The 20,725-nt window shown below is 40.0% G+C and carries 22 protein-coding genes and 1 tRNA gene; 8 read left to right on the top strand and 15 right to left on the bottom strand.

The genetic code is table 11. The features are described 5' to 3' along the window. Window positions 1-257 precede the first annotated feature (257 nt). The 3 genes from H6G74_RS16610 to H6G74_RS16600 all read left to right on the top strand — a co-directional run bounded on the left by H6G74_RS16610 (window position 258) and on the right by H6G74_RS16600 (window position 1,458). The gene (locus tag H6G74_RS16610) at window positions 258-587 is read left to right on the top strand and encodes an endonuclease domain-containing protein (RefSeq protein WP_242051252.1); all 330 of its coding nucleotides are present in this window, start codon (window positions 258-260) and stop codon (window positions 585-587) included. A gap of 162 nt (window positions 588-749) precedes the next feature. Beyond that, window positions 750-806, top strand: a complete 57-nt coding sequence (locus H6G74_RS31745; RefSeq protein ID WP_313888488.1) for a hypothetical protein — start codon at window positions 750-752, stop codon at window positions 804-806. A gap of 40 nt (window positions 807-846) precedes the next feature. Beyond that, a complete protein-coding gene (locus H6G74_RS16600; RefSeq protein ID WP_190968752.1) occupies window positions 847-1,458 on the top strand; it encodes a 2OG-Fe(II) oxygenase in 612 nt (203 codons plus the stop codon). Window positions 1,459-1,494: 36 nt separating this feature from the next. Here the strand turns inward: H6G74_RS16600 and H6G74_RS16595 are convergent. Then, window positions 1,495-1,576, bottom strand: a tRNA-Leu gene (locus tag H6G74_RS16595). Window positions 1,577-1,782: 206 nt separating this feature from the next. Then, window positions 1,783-2,970 (bottom strand): alanine racemase, encoded by a 1,188-nt coding sequence (alr, locus tag H6G74_RS16590; protein WP_190968716.1) that lies wholly within the window; start codon window positions 2,968-2,970, stop codon window positions 1,783-1,785. 381 nt (window positions 2,971-3,351) lie between these two features. On the opposite strand from alr, the gene H6G74_RS16585 reads away from it, so the two are divergent. Together H6G74_RS16585 and H6G74_RS16580 are read left to right on the top strand one after the other, a co-directional pair. After that, window positions 3,352-3,849, top strand: coding sequence for an HNH endonuclease (locus tag H6G74_RS16585; protein WP_062288673.1), 498 nt, complete (start codon window positions 3,352-3,354; stop codon window positions 3,847-3,849). Between the two features lie 505 nt (window positions 3,850-4,354). Next, window positions 4,355-5,644 carry a DHH family phosphoesterase gene (locus H6G74_RS16580; RefSeq protein WP_190968715.1) on the top strand — a complete coding sequence of 430 codons (1,290 nt, stop codon included), beginning with the start codon at window positions 4,355-4,357 and terminating at the stop codon, window positions 5,642-5,644. A gap of 79 nt (window positions 5,645-5,723) precedes the next feature. Here H6G74_RS16580 and H6G74_RS16575 read toward each other — a convergent pair whose 3' ends face one another. The 6 genes from H6G74_RS16575 to H6G74_RS16550 all read right to left on the bottom strand — a co-directional run bounded on the left by H6G74_RS16575 (window position 5,724) and on the right by H6G74_RS16550 (window position 12,134). Then, on the bottom strand, window positions 5,724-6,872 hold the full coding sequence (locus H6G74_RS16575; protein ID WP_190968714.1) for a cysteine desulfurase family protein: 1,149 nt from the start codon (window positions 6,870-6,872) through the stop codon (window positions 5,724-5,726). A 105-nt stretch (window positions 6,873-6,977) separates the two neighbouring features. Then, a complete protein-coding gene (locus H6G74_RS16570) occupies window positions 6,978-7,424 on the bottom strand; it encodes an HNH endonuclease (RefSeq protein WP_190968713.1) in 447 nt (148 codons plus the stop codon). Then, window positions 7,394-7,663 (bottom strand): hypothetical protein, encoded by a 270-nt coding sequence (locus tag H6G74_RS16565; protein WP_190968712.1) that lies wholly within the window; start codon window positions 7,661-7,663, stop codon window positions 7,394-7,396. The genes H6G74_RS16570 and H6G74_RS16565 overlap by 31 nt, the downstream gene beginning before the upstream one ends. 67 nt (window positions 7,664-7,730) lie before the next feature. Then, window positions 7,731-9,548: an ATP-binding protein gene (locus H6G74_RS16560; RefSeq protein ID WP_190968711.1), complete on the bottom strand. Its 1,818-nt coding sequence runs from the start codon at window positions 9,546-9,548 to the stop codon at window positions 7,731-7,733. Next, on the bottom strand, window positions 9,541-10,650 hold the full coding sequence (locus tag H6G74_RS16555) for a DEAD/DEAH box helicase (protein ID WP_313888487.1): 1,110 nt from the start codon (window positions 10,648-10,650) through the stop codon (window positions 9,541-9,543). Before H6G74_RS16555 ends, H6G74_RS16560 begins: the two co-directional genes overlap by 8 nt. A 110-nt stretch (window positions 10,651-10,760) precedes the next feature. Continuing rightward, on the bottom strand, window positions 10,761-12,134 hold the full coding sequence (locus H6G74_RS16550) for an HNH endonuclease domain-containing protein (RefSeq protein ID WP_190968710.1): 1,374 nt from the start codon (window positions 12,132-12,134) through the stop codon (window positions 10,761-10,763). 116 nt (window positions 12,135-12,250) lie between these two features. Between H6G74_RS16550 and H6G74_RS16545 the strand changes: the two genes are divergently transcribed. Next, complete coding sequence (locus H6G74_RS16545) at window positions 12,251-12,481, top strand: hypothetical protein (protein ID WP_190968709.1); 231 nt, start codon at window positions 12,251-12,253, stop codon at window positions 12,479-12,481. Window positions 12,482-12,554: 73 nt separating this feature from the next. On the opposite strand, the gene H6G74_RS16540 is transcribed toward H6G74_RS16545, so the two are convergent. The 7 genes from H6G74_RS16540 to H6G74_RS16510 are packed head-to-tail and all read right to left on the bottom strand — an operon-like array spanning window position 12,555 to window position 18,437. Continuing rightward, the gene (locus H6G74_RS16540) at window positions 12,555-12,797 is read right to left on the bottom strand and encodes a hypothetical protein (protein WP_242051251.1); all 243 of its coding nucleotides are present in this window, start codon (window positions 12,795-12,797) and stop codon (window positions 12,555-12,557) included. Window positions 12,798-12,821: 24 nt separating this feature from the next. Then, window positions 12,822-13,109: a hypothetical protein gene (locus H6G74_RS16535; protein ID WP_190968708.1), complete on the bottom strand. Its 288-nt coding sequence runs from the start codon at window positions 13,107-13,109 to the stop codon at window positions 12,822-12,824. Window positions 13,110-13,164: 55 nt separating this feature from the next. Then, complete coding sequence (locus H6G74_RS16530; RefSeq protein WP_190968707.1) at window positions 13,165-13,389, bottom strand: hypothetical protein; 225 nt, start codon at window positions 13,387-13,389, stop codon at window positions 13,165-13,167. Window positions 13,390-13,418: 29 nt separating this feature from the next. Beyond that, entirely contained in the window at window positions 13,419-13,580 is a 162-nt protein-coding gene (locus tag H6G74_RS16525; RefSeq protein WP_242051250.1) for a hypothetical protein, read from the bottom strand. Continuing rightward, window positions 13,577-13,918 (bottom strand): type II toxin-antitoxin system HicB family antitoxin, encoded by a 342-nt coding sequence (locus H6G74_RS16520; protein WP_015138867.1) that lies wholly within the window; start codon window positions 13,916-13,918, stop codon window positions 13,577-13,579. Before H6G74_RS16520 ends, H6G74_RS16525 begins: the two co-directional genes overlap by 4 nt. Before the next feature lie 42 nt (window positions 13,919-13,960). Continuing rightward, window positions 13,961-17,464 (bottom strand): hypothetical protein, encoded by a 3,504-nt coding sequence (locus tag H6G74_RS16515; RefSeq protein ID WP_190968706.1) that lies wholly within the window; start codon window positions 17,462-17,464, stop codon window positions 13,961-13,963. Between the two features lie 58 nt (window positions 17,465-17,522). Further along, window positions 17,523-18,437: a DUF4007 family protein gene (locus tag H6G74_RS16510; RefSeq protein WP_190968705.1), complete on the bottom strand. Its 915-nt coding sequence runs from the start codon at window positions 18,435-18,437 to the stop codon at window positions 17,523-17,525. Window positions 18,438-18,921: 484 nt separating this feature from the next. Between H6G74_RS16510 and sixA the strand changes: the two genes are divergently transcribed. Together sixA and H6G74_RS16500 are read left to right on the top strand one after the other, a co-directional pair. Then, window positions 18,922-19,416 (top strand): phosphohistidine phosphatase SixA, encoded by a 495-nt coding sequence (sixA, locus tag H6G74_RS16505; protein WP_190968704.1) that lies wholly within the window; start codon window positions 18,922-18,924, stop codon window positions 19,414-19,416. Window positions 19,417-19,528: 112 nt separating this feature from the next. Then, window positions 19,529-20,665, top strand: a complete 1,137-nt coding sequence (locus tag H6G74_RS16500) for a citrate synthase (protein ID WP_190968703.1) — start codon at window positions 19,529-19,531, stop codon at window positions 20,663-20,665. The last annotated feature ends 60 nt before the right edge of the window (window positions 20,666-20,725 follow it).

Below are 20,725 nucleotides of genomic sequence, written 5' to 3'. Positions count from 1 at the left end.
GATTAATTATATATTCAGATTACTCCAAAAATTATTTGATGTCTTTATTTGATAGATTTGAAAGCTATACACTCACTTTATAAAAGTAAAATAAGAGAAATCTAGCTCCCCTCTCCGCGTCGGAGAGGGGTTGGGGGAGAGGTCAGGCATAATGTATGAATCAACACCAGCTTCCATAATTCATACATGAATAATTCAACACCAAAAAAAGACCAAACTAACAATATAGTTATCGGACAAAAATCAACACAGATAAAATGCAGCGTGCGAAAGAACTTCGTCACCAAATGACACCAGCAGAAAAAATTCTTTGGGAACATCTTCGCGGTAATCGTTTGCATGGGTTACACTTTCGTCGTCAGCAAATTCTTGATGGTTTCATAGCAGATTTTTACTGTCACGCCGCTAGATTAGTGATAGAGGTAGATGGGAAAATTCACGAGAAACAAGCTGAATATGATGCGGAACGTGACAAAGTTTTGTTAGCTAGAGGGCTACTTTTATTAAGAATTAAAAATGAGGAAGTGCAAAAGGAAATTGATCGGGTTTTGATGCTGATTTATCAGGTTTGTTGTGAAGAGACCTAACCCCCTAACTCCCTTCCCTACAAGGGAAGGGGGAACAGTTTTACTGTTTTTACTTAAATATGCGATCGCCTACCTTTATTCTTCGTTGATATAGTTAAATTTTAGTTGTCATTAATATGGATAAGGGAGTTAATACGGTTAAGTGTTCTATTTAGTGATATTGTGCTGCCTTTTCAGCCTCCAGATGTGAGACAATACACTGATTTTGCGATCGCTTAGAATAGTAAATCAAAACAAATACAGCGATCGCTCCCCACTTGTGAAATACTATCAACAACAACCAAATGCCTTCCCCAGCGACTACCTGAATAACTTGTGGGGAGAAATTCACGCTTGTCCTTACTTTGCTGTCAACAACCTCAACCGCGATTTTGTCGGTACTAAGGGATTTTCAGTGGTGTTCAGGCGATCGCACATCTCTACAGTAGAGCAGAAATTCCCCTATTTCAAACTATACCTAGATTTGGCTCTCCAAGCTAACTGTAACGCTTTTTACCTTAACCCCTTACTCCTCAAAGAAGGTTCTCGCGTTGACCCTCATATCGACCGTTCTCTGCGTTCCTACTGCAAAACAGTTGAACCACCTAACTTTGTCAGCGTTCTCTATGTGCGCGTACCAGAAAATATGGAAGGGGGTGAACTGGTACTCAAATCGCACAAACGCCAACTGGGACAAATTAAGCCGCAGATGAATACCTTACTCTACTTTCAAGGTGATTTAACTCATTCTGTCAACGCTGTGAAAACACCAGGAAGTCGCCTCAGTTTAGTTTGCGAACAGTATACTTTAAGCGATGCCGAACTCGTAGAAATACCAGAATTTACAGTAGAATCTAGAGTTGCTCAAAATACAACAAAGAAACGCAAGTAAGTTTTTTGACTTTTGCCTTTTGAGTTTTAACTTTAGTGCGGATGAAAGGACTTGAACCTTCACTCCTCTCGGAACTAGAACCTAAATCTAGCGCGTCTGCCAATTCCGCCACATCCGCATCATATCGAACTATCCTAGTATAGCATATTCTTTTAGGAAGATAAACACTAAAAGGATGAAGTTTAAATAATTAATTATGTATACTTTACCGAAAAGGCAGGGGGGAACAGGACAAGGAGCAGGAAGCGGGGAGCAAGGGGGAGAATATTCCCCTCCGCTCCTACCCCGAAGCCTACCACTACACAAAGTTCTCTTAGCAGACTACTAAATAACTCCCACACGCGGTAGGCGATGCTTGAACCCACACAGAATTTCCCAAGAAATCGTATTTAATTGTGCAGCCCAATCATCAGCGGTGATTTGTTCTTTTCCTTGGTCGCCTAGTAAGGTAACAATTTCCCCTTCTTGAATCTCAGGAAGCTGGCTAATATCAATCATTAACTGATCCATTGTAATTGCGCCAATTTGCGGTATTCGCTGACCACGCAACAACACTTGCATCTTGTTAGAAAGGTTACGTGGTACACCATCCGCGTAGCCAATAGCCACAACAGCAATACGCATTTCTCTATCAGCTACAAATTGATGACCATAGCTAACCCCAGTCCCCGCAGCGATGGTTTTTACTTGGGTAACTCGCGCTTTTACCTGTAACACAGGCTTTAAGTTAATCTTGTGTTGTAAATGTGGCGCTGGCGCAAGACCGTAAACCCCTAAACCCACTCTGACCATATCGTAGTGTAGTTGGGAATCTGCAAGGGTGGCGGCGGTGTTGGCTAAGTGCAAGCTCGGAATTTTGATGCCGATTTTTTGAATTTGGGCGATCGCAGTTTTAAATCTGCTATGCTGTTCTGCCATAATTGCCGGATCAGGACTATCAGCAGTGGCTAAGTGGGAATAAACACTCGCAATTGTCAAATGCGGTAAGCGTTCTACCAACTGTACAAACTCGGCCGCTGCTTGCCAATTCGTCCCTAACCGCGACATTCCTGTATCTAATTTAATATGTACAGATACAGGGGAACCGTAGTTAATTGCTTCTAAAATATTGGAAAAAATTAAAGCTTGTTTGGGACTGCACAAAGTCGGCTGGAGTTTCCAATGGGCGATCGCATGAATTTGTTCTGGTGTCTGGGTTGCCCCTAAAATTAATATGGGTGCTTGTATCCCTGCTTCTCGTAATTGAATCCCTTCGGGAACTGTCGCCACCCCTAACCAACTCGCACCCGATTGTAACGCTGTTTGTGCGACTGTAACTGCACCATGACCATAAGCATCAGCTTTTACTACCGCCATCAACTGAGTACGTGGTGATAACAACTGTTTTAGTTGCTTGACATTGTGTGACAACGCCTCTAGGTCAATTTCTACCCAAGCACGCTGGGAAAACCACGCATAAGTGTCACACTGTTGATTAGATGCAATACCCGTCATTTGATCACGACTCAGCATATTTCCGTTCTCCTATCACACCACCACTAATAGATATTCATACCCATATAAACTACTTCCGTGTTAATTGAAAAGTTTTTCTTAAGACCAATTAAATGTTGATATAAGAAGCATTTGAGTTTGAGAAAGATCATCAAACCCAGTTAATAAAAATTTACAAGTCTTACTTAATACCGCAAATTTCTGCTCAAAATCAGGCTGAACTGGCGATTTATCATCAAAATTGTGCCGTGCAACTTAACTTTTCTGGCTCTTATTTTTAAATTTCTAATTTAAATACAACAGTTATTCAATTATTCCGGAAGTATAATTTATTCTCATCTCCCAAGGAGAAGAGAATCGTGTTAATATATGTAAAACTAATACCTTGAGCGTTAATCAATGGGGAAGGTTTTAGTCTTAAACGCCTCTTACGAACCGCTTAATATTACGAGCTGGCGACGGGCTGCGGTTTTGTTAATTAAAGGCAAGGCAGAACGAGTCGAACACAACGGCAGACTACTTTACGCGGGTTTTCCATTACCCACGGTAATCCGCTTACGCCACTATGTGCGTGTTCCCTATAAGGAAATGCCTCTGACTCGTCGCAACCTCTTGCACCGTGACGGTCACACTTGTCAATATTGCGGCTATACAGGGGATGAGTTGACGTTAGATCATGTCATACCGCGATCGCGTGGTGGTGGCGATACCTGGGAAAACATCGTCACGGCTTGCGTCCGTTGCAATGTGAAAAAAGGCAATCGCACGCCTCAAGAAGCCCACATGTTGCTGCGTCATCTACCCCGCCAACCTTACAGCAGCCTCTATTTCGAGGTTAGTAAGCATCTTAAAAGTGGACTGCATCAAGAGTGGCAAAAATATGTGATAGGTCTTTGACACTAACAACTCCACCCTAGTTGGCACAGCCACAACGACTTGTTGTTGGTGTGATGGTTTTGTTTGAGTTGGGGCAACAGTAGGTTAGGTTGCTCACATACTACTTATGACTGGTGTTGCATCTGCTTACGGGGATGACCCGACAGTAGGTGCAAAAGCGGTGTGCTGGCATCTGCCTAAATAATTTAACAGTCTTTTATTGTATATCCATAAACCAAAAAAATCTAGACTTGCGTCAAAAATTCTCTCCAACTGAGAGAATGGTCTAGGGAAGGGAAAAATTGGAGTTTGATTACAAAACTGAAACATTGATTTTCTGCCGTTATATGTAATTTGGCAGAACTTCATAAAATTTTGCCGGGTTATCTTGACAAAAAATACACCAAGATACGTATCCCCAGGATTCTATATTTTTGCGAAGATCAAGGTGTGTGGCTAAATCAGTAAAACCCTGATTGTAACTTTCTCAATCAATCCAGCCTCACACTTAACAAAGATGTTTTCTATGCAACTAAATTCTTCCTTGAAGCAGTCAGAGAGTTTTTCATTGACCACAGAACCAAATCCAGAAGATGCTGAGGTAGACCACCAAGAAGTAGTTGAACTACCTCTGAACAGGCCATCCTTACCAGCATCTACCAGCGATGGGGTGAGTGTTTATTTTGGTCAACGTAACAATTCCTTAGTCTTTCAAAAAGCAGAGGAACTACAAAAGACCTTATTAGCGCATAGACATGAGCGCCAGCTAATTATTTTGCAGGATTTTCCTGACCCTGATGCGCTCTCATGTGCTTGGGCTTACCAGCTAATCGCTCAACAATATGATATTAAGTGTGAAATTATTTATGCTGGGACGTTGAGCCATCAAGAAAATATCGCCTTAGTCAAGCTGACAAATTTACCTGCACAGCGTTGGACACCGCAAAACGTCAAATCTAAAGATTTGTCTTGTTATCAAGGTTTTGTACTCATTGATAACCAGGGAACCACCAGTCAGTTGTTAGCTACTGTACAGCATTCAGGCATACCCTTAGTAGCGGTGATTGACCATCACAGCTTACAATCAGAGCTTAAATCAGAGTTTGTTGATGTCCGTCCTTATGTCAGAGCGACAGCAACAATTTTTACTCAATATTTACAAGCGGGGTTACTCGCTTTAGACAGCAGCATTAGCCAGCATGTTAAGTGTGCCACAGCCTTGATGCACGGCTTGCGATCGGATACAAATCGACTGATGCAAGCACAAGAAGAAGATTTTATGGCGGCTGCTTACCTGAGTCGATTTTATGATGCTCAATTATTAAACGCGATTCTTCAGGCGAACCGTTCTAAACGGGTGATGGATGTAATTGAGCGATCGCTCAAAAACCGCATCGTCCAGAATAACTTTTCCATCGCCGGCGTTGGTTATCTGCGCTACGATGACCGCGATGCGATTCCCCAAGCGGCTGATTTCTTAGTCACAGAAGAAAACGTCCACACCGCCGTAGTTTACGGTATAGTTCACGATGAAGACGATGAACTCGAAGTCGTCATCGGTTCCCTGCGAACCACCAAACTCACCCTCGACCCCGATGAATTTATCAAAGAAGCCTTTGGCCAAGACAGCACCGGACGCTTTTTTGGCGGTGGTAGAACCAGTGCTGGTGGTTTTGAAATTCCAATGGGTTTCCTCTCAGGTAGTAACGAAAATCCAGCCTACGCCAAGATGAAATGGGAAGTTTTTGATGCTCAGATCAAGCAAAAATTACTGAAGTTAGTTAACCCTAAAGATAACCCAATTCAGTCAGAGTAAATCTTGCGATTGAAGACAAAGGATAAAGTTTAACTTAATTTAAATTGGCAGCCAGAAATTTGTTTTTTTGGCTGTTTATTTACTTTATACTCTGAATTTGATTGATTGCACTGATTATCAAAGATGATGCTTTTTCTATTTCTTCTGTAGTAGTAAATTTTCCTATACCAATTCTTAAAGCTCCATCAATTATATTCTCTGAAAGATTCATTGCTGTTAAAACGTGAGATGCTGCAACAACACCTGATGAACAAGCTGCACCCGTGGAAATAGCTAATTGCTGGCGGACTCGTGCAATGATAGCGGTATTAGAAATATCGGGGATAGAAATGTGTAAGTTACCTGATAAGCGGCTGTTTAAGTCTCCATTCACCACTAAATCGGGAATTGCAGCTTGAAGTTGGTTTTGTAGCCGATCTCGTAAAATAGCGATCGCTTTTTCATCTTGTTCCATCTCCAACCCTCTCAATCTGCAAGCTTCCCCCAAACCGGCGATTCCAGAGACATTGAGTGTACCGGATCTGAGTCCCTGTTGATGTCCACCACCGTAAATCATTGGTGGGAGAAGATGATTTTTCCTCACTACTAATACACCAACACCTTTGGGTGCGTAGAGTTTATGTGCTGAAATCGCTAGATAGGTAATCCCCCAGTCTTGGAAATTGAGAGGAATTTTGCCGACAGCTTGGGATGCGTCGCATAAAAAAGGGATATTGTAGGAGGATGCGATCGCGCCAATTTTTTTGATGGGGTAAATTGTCCCGACTTCATTGTTAGCCGCCATCACACAAAGTAAAGCCGCACCATCAGCACAGACTTTTTCCAGATGTTCTAAATCAATCTGCGCTTGTTGATTGACTTTTAACCAAATAATTTCCGCCAGTCCTTTTTTAACTAAGGCTTTGCAGGTATCTATAACCGCTTTGTGTTCCACTGGGGAAACAATGATTTTGACGGGGGTATTTTGTTGTGTAATTTGTCCTTGAATTGCTAAATTAATGCTTTCCGTTGCGCCAGATGTAAAGATAATTTCTTTGGGGGAAGCATTGATTAATTCTGCTATTTGTTGACGAGCTTGTTTAACTGCTTTTGCTGCTTCGTCTCCATAACCATGATCTACACTATTAGCATTACCAAAAGCGGTAGTCATATAGTACATGACCTTCTCGGCTACTCTAGGGTCAACGGGAGTAGTTGAGTGGTAGTCTAGGTAGATTATGTGAGTCATTTTTTAACGCGGAGTAACGCAGAAAATTATCATAACAACTCTCTTAACTCTCTGCGCCTCTGCGTCTCTGCGTGAGATTTAATCTGGGAACTTGAGGTATTTTTCTTATTCCTGACGTGGATCTGATTGTGGAGGATGCCAACCAGCTTCTACCCAAAAACGACGAGCCACCTGAATCGAAGGCTCATCTCGACGCTCATCATTGAAATCAAATCTCTCGCTAGTAGCTCTCCCTGTAGGAGTTGTCCCTAAAATCTTGATCCCGTCTTTTGTCCAGATAAAATGGTCAGACCATTTTTGCTGACGGGGATGAAATAGAGGTACTTGTTCTTTAGTTTCGGGATCAGTAGCAGTTGTAAAATTATAGTGACGCTCATTACAGCGATGACAAGCTAAAGCCAAATTATCCAGTTCATCAGAACCACCCAAAGACTGCGGCATAATATGGTCAATGGTAAAACGGTCTGGACTTAAGTATTCTGGAGAGTGGCAGTATTCACAAAGATATTTTGCTCGTTGTCTTACAAGTTTTCGAGTTGATTCGGACACCATTTACTTTTCGCTGCTAGTTGAGCGTTAATCAAGGTAAAGATTCGCTCTAATTCGGAGATACCTATATATTCAGCTTCTTCTTCAGGAGTGAGCGCATCCGCTTTTTTCTTCTCTAACAGTTCTTCAAAACGATACTGTAGCTCATCGGTAAATTTAAACAAATAAATGTCACCAAATTCACTCATCTTGATACCAGAAGATATTAAAGATGAGGGCTGAACCATCAATTGAGTAGTCATTGTGTGTTGATAGCGTCTTTGATTCTATTGTGCCTCAATTAATCAGCGATCGCAGTTTATCACTTCGCTACTCATTCTCTAAAAACCTCCTAGCGACTCTCCCCCAATCAATGCGGGTATCTTGGGCATTTTCTTTGCGTTTACCATCTGTCTGTTCATCTTCATACCTTGCCCATGCCATTAGGAGTAATTTTAAACCATCTAAGGAGTTAATCAAACGAGAGCGTAAGGTATCTATGTCGGCTTTATCTACATCTTCTTCTAAGATTTCTACTAAGTTTTGATAAGCTGGATGATTAGTATTTAGAGTCACAATAATTGCTCCGCCTCTGGGTTTAACGGAGAAGAAAGCAGGAGTATCAAGGGGTGCTTCAATAAAGGTATACTTCAAGCCATCATCTACTGTTGTTGCTGCTAATAATTCGGCTTTAGTTTCTGTAACACCTTCTTCTTTTAAAGTTTCTTTAATAACTTGTTTGCGCTCTTCTTTGGGTAATTGTTCATCTGCATCACTTTTGCCTTTGTAACCCTGCGATTTACGTTCTTGAGTTACAGTAGTTGCTACTTTTTCAGGTTTATAAGGGTCATGGCGTTTTGGATTGCTACGAGTACCTTTACTTCCTGCTTGAATCCAACGACGAATAACATTTAATTGAGTCTTGATTTTATGAGCTATATCCAAAAGAGGAGCTTTTGGATCTTCATCTTCCTGAAGTTCTTCTTTGAGAGCAGTAATAGTTTTTCCATTTTCTAATAAAGACTCAATATCAAATTGTAAAATCTCGCTAAAATTACGAGCCGATTGTTTATTATTAGTTACTCCAAAAATTTCATCAAGAGAGGGTGGAAATTCTATTTCTACACCCCACCATCTTTCTCTTGAATCGTAAGAAATTACTACTCCTGTATCCATTTCTAATTCACGTCCGGCACGCACTATGGAAACCCCAACATTTTTAGCGGCGTGTTTTCCATGAGGTAAATCACCAGGATTTTTTCCACCATCTGCTTGACGAGCTTCGGGCTTCGCCAAGGAAAAGCGAACTTTTACATCATGTTCTTTATCTTGAAAATTAATCTTAAAAGGGACTTCATAGGTATCACCTGCCCAGGGTTCAAACATCGCTTGATTATCAAATGGGTAAGGACAGGAGGTTCTTTCCATTAGGTAAATAGGATCGTTGGGTAGTGCAAATTTTTCATCGGTTAGATGTTCTAAATTCTCTAAATCAAAGGCTACCATGCGGATTTTGACTGCACTGCTATTAATAAATTTGCGATACATTCTCCCAATTACAAATTCTGAGTTATCAATAATTGCTTTGCCGGTGCGCCAAATACAACGGTCGATTTTTGACCAAACTACTAATGTGCCACTTTCACCAAATTGTTGACCAATTCTTGTCCAAGTTAGAGGAATTGCTTTAGGTGTCGGTTTTGGTACTTCTGTCAGTCGTTGATTTTTTATTTCATCTAAATCTAGGTAACTGTGCAGTGCAGTTTCTATGCCATTTTGCCATGACCAGACATCAACTCTCTGACATTGGGAAATAGAAGAGGAAGGTAAACCCATCCCAAAACGACCGATTCCGGTGTGTTTGTCTTCGTCTAAATATGTCCCGTTACCAAATTGCAGGGCGAGACGTAAGACATTCGCATCCATCCCACAACCATTATCTAACACGGCGATTTGTTCAATGCGCGATCGCCTCCTCCCTTCTACCTGTTGTTTCCGTTCCCCACACAGCAGTTCTACTTGCGATGCACCGGCTTGAATGGCATTATCCATTAATTCGGCTAAAGCGTAGGCGGCGTTTTTATAACCGTTATCCCGCATGGCTTGGACTGCGAGGTGTGTGGGAACGATATCATGGGCGTTATTCATGGGTTTTCCTCCAAACGTCTTCCCAATTGTGAAAGGCTGATGCAACTGAACCAAAACCAGGAAGTTGACTATCGACAACGGTGACAATTTCGGCGGTAGCATTACCCCCAGCTTTGATTCCTCTGATGGCGCGTCCTACCATTTGGCTGTAGAGGACAAGGGATTTGGTAGGACGGGCGATAACAGCAGCACTGGTTTTAGGTGCGTCGAAGCCAGTGGTTAATACGCCGTAGTTACATAAAATTTTGGTTTGGGTTTGTTGGTCTTTAAAGCTGTGAATCAGCCGTTCTCGTTCGGATTTGGGGGTTTCGCCTGTGACAGCATCAGCATGGAAGCCGCGTAAACGCAAAATGGAAGCAATGAGTTGCGCGTGTTCCACGGAGGTGTTAAAGACGATGATGCGTTGATGATGTGGGGCGAGGGCTTCTAGTTCTAGGATGATGCGGAGGTTGCGTTGTTCGTCTGCGGCTAACCGATTGAGAATATAGGGGGGAATATCTAAATCTGTATGAATGCGCTTGAGGTCTTGGGGTGTGAGTTCAATGCCGGTTTCGTAAAATAATGAGCGATAGTTAACTTGTGCTAGGTATTGTTGATCTACGAGATAATCAATCGGGTTGTCATAACCCTCGATTTCTAAGGTAACTTTTTGGCGGGCGAAGAATTTAGCTAGTTGTGCATCGGTGTTAATATCCGCCCAAGTGCGTCCGGGTGTGGCGGTTAGTCCTAATAAGGCGGTTTTTTCGTAGGGGACGACGAGGGAATCTAAGACGAGTTTATAGGTTTCGGCTACTGCTTGATGGGCTTCGTCGATAATTACTAAAGAAGAACGCACACCCATTTGATTGATAAAGCGGATACTCTTTTTAGCGGCGTTGTAGACTTTGGCTAATCCTGCTACTACTAAGCCATCTTGCGCTTGTGCTAAATCTATCTCATGGTTGCCCCAGAAGCGGTAAGTTGAAAGGGTGCGATCGCCTAAACTATCCCAGGCTTTTTGAAATTCTGTAACCGCTTGTTCGCAAAGTTCTTCACTATAGGCTAACCATATTACTAATGTGGGTTCATAGCGTTGCTGATTAAAAATATGAATTTGCCTCACGCATTCGCCGCCAGGCGTTCCGCTTGCGGTAGGCGCAAAGTTATAAAGAACAATAAAAGCTAATTTAGTATTTCATGTTCTGATTCAGCAATGTCTAGATTCATTCTTTTTTAAAGATAAACCCAATTAGGGCTAAAACCTTGCAGAGTAGCTAAAGAAATCAAAGGTTGGATAGTTTTTGTATAAACATTCATCAGAATTTCTAAATTTAATAAATCATCTGGTTGATCAACTTTCAACTCCGCCACAAAACATTCAATATCATTTAACCATTTTGTTTGAGAGACATTTTGCTTATAAATAGTTAAGCCTAAATGCTGTAATGATACAAAATCTCGGAAATATGCTTCTGACGGTAAATTATTAGACTTAGAAGAATTAACAGATTTTGTAGTCGGAATTAAATTCCATAATTGATCATGAGCTACAAAAGACCAAGGCAAATAATGATCTAAAGAAATTTCATTTTTATTTAATTTAATTTTAGAGTAAATACATTCAATTTCTCGATCTTCTAAAATCGTTTTCCAATATTTAGTTTGATTACCTAGAGAATCTCTCTCTTGTGGCATAAACAATTTATTAACTACATTAGGGGTGCTGGGGTTTCTCTGCTGCATATAATTCAACCATTCCCAGGAAGCCCAACCCCTAATTATTGTGTAGTTTTCCTCTAAATACTGAATCCAATCAGGATGTAAAATAATGGCGTTACAATTTTTCTGGTCTTCAGCATCAAAGGAATATAAAGGCTTTTTCGTATCAAATTGATTGTTGGCTAAATTAATAATAGTGGGATTAACATCATAATCTTTTAATCCCTTTGTTTCTTGAGCAAAGAAAGGACGAATTAAACGATAAGACACATAACGATTAATCGAAATAACAATATCATCGAGATTTTGGTTATTAATAGCTGTCCGCAAAAGCTTTTTATCTGTATCTCTAAACTTTAAAATTGGTTCTGTAATTTCTAGCTCAAGAGCATCTAATTTATTAGCAATTTGGTCTTGCTTCCCAAAAGACAATTTAAAATAATTGTGGGGATACCAAGCATTAGCTAACATTTCTACAATTATTTCCCGAAAGCTAATAGGTGATAAAGTATCAAAGTTTCTTCTTTTGAGAATATCTAATATTGATAAAAAGTAAAGATATTTATATGAATTAGTAATATTGTTAAATATTTGGGATAAAACTGTAACATTAACTTTATCTGACAGTGGTAATTCCTGATTCATGATGGGATTTCTAAATAAAATTAAATCTCCTAAATATACTTGAATAAAATCATTTGCAGCAGATTGATTAATCTTATTTAACGCCTTGACAATTTCTGCAACAGTTTCAGCCGTAGGATCAATTTTTTCATGATACCAACGGAAGACAATCGGACGTTCAACACCTAAACCTGTCGCCAGTTGGCTTTGGCTGATGTCGTAAGTCTCTAAAACCTGCTTGAGTGCTTGTCCTGCTTTTCCCATGATTTCCATTATCACAGGATAGCGATCGCAATTTTGTTAACTTTTATGATAACTTTTGTCACGGACTGGTTATCATATATGATAACAAAACAGAGATAATGTTAAACAGGTGCGTTATGGCGGAAGAATTTATGAGATTAGAAGATAGCAGTAGCAATCAAGTCCAGGTGAGGCGAGAAAAGATAAAGCACATATTAGTCGGTAGTCCTGAACTAGTCAGGAGAACAATTTATCAGCTACATACTACAGGTTATGCAGAAGTGGGTTCTTGGTCAAAACCCGTCATAGCAGGAAATTTAGGTGAATTAGGCGATGTAGTGAGTGTATTAATTAGACAGCAAGGTTAGGAAATCAACGATACAGGAGTTAGGGCGATCGCACTAGCTCTTGTCAAAATAAAATATTTAATATTGGTCAGAATTACAAATGACAAACTAAACAAGGTGAATCATCTTTTTCTTGATTTAAGCTTTCTTCTAACGCTTCAACCAAATGAGAGTTAAAAGCCGTCTTTTTCTCTTTAGCCATTAACTTTTCATGTTGAGCAATAATTTCATCCTTGCGTGCTAGAAGCTGCAATAAACTTTCCCCATCAGTCCAAGTATAGGTACGTCCATCAGCATGATTAGATTCATACTCAACAGCCTTTTGAAATAGCCACACAAATATTAGTATCTAGTAGATACATTAGCCATTATCCTGATTACCAAATAAATCTATATTCCTACCTCGATAAGTATGACGCTGTTGTTCAATTTCTGCAAAAATTTCTGTTAATTCAGGTTGATTTTCCCAAGCTCCAAATAATTGATTAAGTCTGGCTAACCTTGCTTCATCTGTCAATTCCGATTCTGTTGCTTTGATTTGACCTTTGATAAATCCTATTTCTAGTATCATTTCAGTCCCATCGGGGATATTATTAATTTCTTCTAAGATTTCAATACTTTGCCCACGTTTTATCCCTCTAATCTTCATCTTTAATAACCTCCCACATTTGCTAACATTTATCAGCAACCTAACAGCACATAACTTACTTATCTTTTAACCGACGCTTCATTTCTAAGTATTGCTGAAACTTCGGATCAGATACGCACTGATCAATAAATTTCTCTAGCTCATCCTTCATTGTACTGTCAATAAACTGACAATACTCCTTAAACACATCCTTCTTCCCTTGTGGAAGATAGAAACCAAGATACTCCTGTCCCTGACGCTTCTCTGTCACAAGAAATTTTTGCTGGAAACGTACAATCACAAGCAATTATGGAATTGCAAGCGTTACCATTAATTCATCTTGATTCGCACCACCCAACCATTAAAAAATTCCTGAACTGTCACAATAGAAATCGCTACCTGTGAACCTACTTCAGCCACTCGACGGCTTACCTGTGGATGTCGTTCTAGTAGTAACGAAACATGATCTGTGTCTAATACCCAAAGGCTCATACATTATTATTTATATCTAACTCACGTTCGTCACGAAGTTCCTGCGCTAGTTGTGCAAACTCTTCATCTCCCTCAAAAATCCCAATAAAATCTGTCCAGGGATTATTGGTTACTTCTAGCGTCAGCACTTCCATATTTGCCAGTTTAGCCTGAACTTGCTCCTGTACAGATGCGATGCCTCCGGCAACCCCAAAGGGGAACGCAATTTCACGAGTTTCAGCTTCCACCATACAATCAGGTAACTCTGGAACTGAGGCGATAAAATTTCCTGACTCTGCTTGTTCAACTAGAACGTGAAGAGACAATTTATGTAAACTTGTGACGGCTAGAAGATTCATAACTACTGTTGCTAGGTTCTCTTTCTCATCATAATGCTTCTATTAACCGGCATTTTTCCCCGCTATTTCATCATTCCCCTTATCGCTAATTTGCACCACCGTCTCAGGTAAATCAGCATTTAAAATGCGTTCACTCAACATTGCTAAAATCGCCTGTCTTAACTGTTGATCATCAGGTAATTTTGCTAAAATTTCGTCCACAATCTTTTCAACTTGCGACTCTCGCCCATGATCTACCCATACCATTTGATGGATTTCTTGACCATCAGGACGAGTCATAGTAATGCGTCGCGCTTCAAAACCTTCGCCTTTGGCGGCGACTTCTTTTTGCAAAGCCTCCAAATTCTTAAACCGCCGCACCAAATCGGCTAATTTCATCTCAAAGGCAACTGCATCATCATCAGTCCAAGATTCTGCCGGTTTATCTGCTACAATCATCACCAAAGCTTCTAACCATTGAGCATCAGTTTTAGTTTCATCTGATGCAGTCCGAATAAAGCGTTTGAGTAAAGGTTCAATACATTTTCCGGCTAAATAATTCGCCCTAACTCGCAAATCTTCCCGCAATTTTGTTTCTGGACTTCTCACCCCAAAGGCTTCATAAATCAATTTTTGACAATCACTCAATAATTGATCATAAGCTGTATGAATATCTCTCAAAGCATGAACTAATTTAGTCCGTAATGTTCTTGCCGTTACCCCGTCATCCCCAGCTTCCGTCCCAATTGCAGGTAAATTACAAGCTGCGGGTAAAGCTTTAAATAATAATTCATCGGGTTCAACAGTGGTTTGTAATGCTTTTAAAATAGCTCTTGGTTCTGTTGCTAGTCTTTTAGTTTGTTGAGTATATTTCGGTAGTTTTTTCACAAATTGATAAAGCGGAGTCACCACAGTTAATAAAGTGGTGTTACGTACTTTCCCCAATTTCTTTAACTGGGGATTACGTAAAATAACTTCCAATTCTTTGAAAACTTCCGCCCTTAATCCCACAACTGCAAAATATTTAACTGCAAACCGTTCAGGATATTTAACTAATAATTCAAAATGTTCTGTTCCCAATACCGGAATAAATGTCCCGTCTTGATACAGCCCCAAATCATCCGTGTGATGCAACAATACAGCTGCTAAAATTACGGGAACTGCACCCTGTTTTACCCCAAATGGTGGTGCTGATAAATGTTGATAGAGTAAATCAAAACTTTGGCTTTTTTCTGTTGCTGCTAGACAAAAATCTTCAACGGCTTCCCACAGAGAATTTAAACCAGAATTTTCGGATGGTGGGTAAAAGTCCCAGTCTTCATCTTCTTGACGATGTATCCCTGTTTCCTCTAACAGAGAATAATACATACTCACTTCCGGGCCATATCCTTCTAAGCCCAATCTTTCCTCATGCTGATGTTCCAACATCGCTTGAATCAATTCCCGTCTAGCCTTGGCCCCTTGGGAGGTTAAATCACGGCGGTTGATTAATTCATTCCACAAAATGGGACTGTGATGATAAGTGCGATCGCAAATCTCCGACAGCTTACTATTAAAGTCAGTAATGTTGTTTAATGTCTCAACTTGTCCTTGAATCCAACATTGCTGATTTACTCCAATACTAAAGGATTGATCTAAAGTTTCATCTAAAAATTCTTCCGCTTCTTGTAAGCGATAGTTTACTTCTTTTCTGGCTACCCCATCAGTTTGCAACTCTTTAGCAGTTTTTTTGATATTACTTAAAGCCACAAACTCTAAAGTACGAATTCGTAATATATCTAAACTAGCCGCACTTAAAATAACTAATGGCTTACCATCGCTAGTATTAACAGGAACAGCATTTGGAATTACTTCATCTACCCAATACCCGACAAAACCATCTGCATCTGTGCTGCTACAAGTTAACTGAGTTAAATCTTGAGAACTATCTAAATAATGGCGTTCAAAATAACGCAAAGTCCCCGTTTTATAACTGTGACGCTGTGCAACTAAAGGCTTGAGAGGACGGTGTATAGTTAATAGTTTAACTAAAGGACTCCTCTCTTGTTCTATATATGTACTTAACTCACCATCAACATTAAAATCTGAACCTTGCCAAATCCGCAATTCATCTAATTGACGACGGTGGGTAATGAGATTTTGTTTGAGTAGTTTATCAATAATTTCCTGCCAATAATTAATATCTGCGGCTGTGGGGAAATTACACATCGCTAAACAAACTAAATTTCTCGTCGCCCGCATCGAACCTGTAATAGTAATCAGGTTAAAAATCCCAATCGTTTTTAATACCCTCAGACTATCTTCTTCTAAACGTTTAGCATCGTTAATTAAATCCTGCACTTCCACCCATCTTTGCAAATTTGGGCGAGAAGCTAAACCCATACCCGCCGACTCAATAAAATAATCGTAAACTTGGTAGACTTTCAGACAAGGTAGTTCATAATCTTTAACTGCTACCTCTTCCAGAAAATTCCGAAATGATAAAGGTTCACTACTCGTTAAAAAAGTAAACAAAGAACGGTCATTTTGAGCATACTTTTGACACAAACTTGGTAACACCAAAGCCGCTAAGGGATGTAGAGGATAAACATTTTTAATTACTTGCGCTGTAACTTCCTCATCGACAATAACCGATTCTAGATACTTACTCCACTCCTGTGCATAAGTATGAGTCGCGCTTTCAATATTAGCTGCGGCTGAAGAGTTAATTGCTGCACCAATCAAACCCATCATTTGTCCCGATGATTCAGTAAAGGGAATATCTTCAAATCTCCCCTGAATCTTCGCCCATTCGTTGCGTTGAATTGTCGCTAATCTTTGACTATATTCCCCAAAGGCTTGATGTAAAATTCCTAAAACATAAACGGGATGTTGACTATCTTTTGGTAATTCTGCTAATTGTTGTAAAAGATATAAATCTTCATCACCTTGAGCATGAGCCGCATACTCTAGATTCTTCCCTAATTCATCAATTACCAGAAAAACACCCGTTCCTGATTCCTTAGCCAATTCTAATATCAAATGCGGAATTTCTCTGCCATCAACCTTTCCACCATCATTAATTTCCGCTTCTAAATCTACCAACTGACGTACAACGCCGATTTTATTTCTTTGACTAGCAGTCCAAAAATTATCTACACCAGTCAACAAAGCCCGAATAATAGTATGGCTAATTGGTTCTCTTTGTCCCGTAGCCACAGCCCGAATTAATCCTTTAGGGTTAATTTTCTCTTGGATTAATTGATAAATCTCACTATTTTTACCTAATTTATCCTCAGCGATCGCTAAAGCTTTAAGGTAAATTTTACTCTGGGATTTAGCCGCCAGAGAAATTAAATAATGAGCAAAAGCCGATTTTCCAGTTCCGTAAACACTAGTTAAAGTCCAAGCCCTATTCCCTTCATTGTTATTAAAATTATTTAAAATTCGTTTGAGCGAATCAATCGCTCTTTTCGTCAGTACATAACCCTCTAAAGCTTCCACACTATCTAAATCTCTTTCTAAATTAATAGACCGAGAATAGCGACGCTGCAAACTAAAATAATAGGATAGCTTTTTGTTAGTCATAATTTCACTCATGTTTATCAATAAATATATAGATATAATCCTAATTTTTCTTTTAATCCTATTCTCTCAGATAATATCTATCTAAAATTTCTTCAGCTAATATCTCTGGATTTTCCGGTGAAGATAACTGAATCAAACCTGCGGTATCTTCTAGAATTATCGCGTTAAATTCCTTAGTCACTTTTTCAATAGCTGCCAATAAAACACTCTCTGTCAATTTAAATACCATCCCTGGGCTACCTTCATCATAAAGTAACTTGCGAATAGTAATTGTATTGCTGTCTTGATTTGCCCAACTAGCATACTCTAAACAAGTGGCAACTATCACCGATGCAGGTAAATTAGCTTTCGCACCAATTTTAAACTGATAACTTTTACCAAAATGACGAATTAAACCCAGTTCATTAAAAGGACAATCAATCGAATCTTCTATGGGGCTATTATCTCTAATAAACTCTTGTGTCGCATACATTCTTAAAATACAACTGATATCTTTCATAAAAGATGAATCAGCAATTTTTTTATCAAAACTCTTTATATAGTCTTGTAAACCAACTAAAATGTCTTCTTTGGTAAAATCTAAATCTCGAAAAACATTAAAAATATAATACCAAGCCGCCGCTTCACAAGTAGGTTTCAACAAATTCCAATGTAACAACCACAATGAAGCCGGATCTTCTAAATAAGCATCCCAGCCATTACTTCCCAAAAGTTTTTCGCCAAATGTTGTCGGTGAATTATTTTTATCAATTAGCTTAAACGCACTACACCAATAACGAATAGCACGTACCATATTTTTACCAACACCTAAACGCACAGGTGCATCATCTAGTAAGAAAACTCCAGGATTTTTCTTAGCTGCATCAAATCCTTTTTTCAACCAGCCAAAACGCGGATGAAAAGTTTCATGGTTCGCAAATGTTGGGTTAACAGCAGTTTCTAGATATTTTAAGTTTAGATGAGTTTGGATCATAATATTGAAATTAATAACTTTAAAAGTTTACAACTGAATCATAATTAAAATATTTAAAGCTGCTAATATTGTGGGGTATTTTTTTAAATATCAATCTAGTCTATCTTGCCTAGATTGGTTAACACTTTTTGTAACAACTCCGTAGTCCGTATAAGAACTGTAGCATCCGTCATCCTTGATATTTTATATTACAAAAGTAATACAAAAACTAACCCAAATAATTATTAAAAAGTAAGTATCGAGTATGATGGCTTCTTTGCCTATGGGAATTGAATTCTAAAACGCGGAGTTATAAAAGCGATCGCACTAATCCATGATCTGGTAAGACCTTAATGTATGGAATGACTGCGAGTGCCAAAGGATTAAAATATCAAAATAGTTAATGCGATCGCCAACACTACTGCACTTGTAGTATTCAAGAATAATTAGGATATCTTAAATAACATCAGGCGTAAATCCTAACTCAGCAATCAGGGCTATTATTGTGGAACTGTATCTGATTCGTCATGGCATCGCCCAAGAGCGGCAGGCTGGCATTAAAGATGAGGAAAGAGAACTCACCAAAGAAGGACGGCAAAAAACCGAGAAAGTCGCCCAGCGTCTGCTCAAGCTAGATTTGCAGTTTAATTTAATTGTCGCCAGTCCCTTAGTCCGCGCTCGTCAAACAGCAGAAATTCTTGTCGCCACCGGACTGGGTTCACAATTAGAAGAATCTTCTCACCTCGCTCCTGGTGGTCATTTTTCCAATTGGTTAGTTTACTGGTTAGAACCGAAAAATTATGCGCCAAATACCCAACTTGCCTTGGTTGGACATGAACCTGATTTAAGCAACTGGGCAGAAATTCTCCTTTGGGGAGAGGTCAAAGGCTGTTTAGTCCTGAAAAAAGCAGGTATGATCGGAGTAAAACTGCCAGAAGCAGGAGCTGTTGTGGGTCGTAGTCAAATGTTCTGGTTGACACCACCCAAGTACTTGCTATAACAGTTTTTCAACTCTTCTCGAAGAATTGTTGTGATAGCGACTACTGTTATGGCGAAAATAATTTCTGGTAAGTTAGCGTGATCGAATATTTCACAAAGCAAATGGTGTTGCCATGATGGTGTGCGAATACAAGCCCGGTTTAGAAGGCATTCCCGCAGCCCAATCGAGTATCAGCTACGTGGATGGGCAGAAGGGAATACTAGAATATCGTGGCATCCGGATTGAGGAGTTAGCCGCCAAAAGTACCTTTCTCGAAACTGCTTATCTCCTGATCTGGGGTGAATTGCCAAGTAAAGAAGAACTCAAAGCATTTGAGGAAGAAGTTCGCCTCCACAGGCGGATTAAATACCGGATTCGGGACATGATGAAATCCTTCCCGGAAAGCGGCCATCCAATGGATGCTCTGCAAGCCTCGGCGGCGGCTTTAGGCTTGTTTTACTCCCTACGTGATTTACATAACCCTGCCTACATTCGGGATTCAGTTGTGCGCTTGATAGCAACTATCCCCACAATGGTGGCTGCATTCCAGTTAATGCGTAAGGGGAATGACCCTGTAAAGCCCCGCGATGACCTAGATTATTCCGCCAATTTTCTCTACATGCTCAACGAGAAAGAACCGGATGCTTTAGCGGCAAAAATCTTTGACATCTGCTTAATTCTGCACGTTGAGCATACAATGAATGCTTCGACCTTTAGTGCTAGGGTAACAGCTTCTACCTTGACTGACCCTTATGCTGTAGTAGCTAGTGCTGTAGGCACCTTGGGCGGCCCTTTACACGGTGGAGCCAACGAAGAAGTCATTCAGATGTTGGAAGAAATCGGCTCAGTCGAAAACGTCCGTCCTTATGTTGAGGAGCGCCTACAAAACAAACAAAAACTGATGGGCTTTGGGCATCGCGTCTACAAAGTTAAAGATCCACGCGCTATCATTCTCCAAGAGCTTGCCGAGCAACTGTTTGACAAGTTTGGGGGAGATAAATACTACGACATTGCCCAAGAAATGGAACGGGTAGTCGAGGAAAAACTTGGTCACAAAGGCATCTACCCTAATGTTGACTTTTATTCTGGTTTGGTGTATAGGAAGATGGGCATTCCTACAGACTTGTTTACACCAATATTTGCGATCGCCCGCGTTGCTGGTTGGTTAGCTCATTGGAAAGAACAACTAGCAGAAAACCGTATTTTCCGTCCCACCCAGGTTTACAACGGTAAACACGAAGTTCCTTACACCCCGCTCGAACAACGTTAACTAGCCGTGTGTCCGTTCAGCAAGCACCTACCTACAAGTAAAAATATCAGCATCAACCCC

The sequence above is a fragment of the Nostoc spongiaeforme FACHB-130 genome (assembly GCF_014698475.1).
GTDB classification, from domain to species: Bacteria; Cyanobacteriota; Cyanobacteriia; order Cyanobacteriales; family Nostocaceae; genus Nostoc_B; species Nostoc_B spongiaeforme.
The sequence above is the reverse complement of the archived record's forward strand: the minus strand, read 5'-3'. Positions and strand labels throughout refer to the sequence as shown.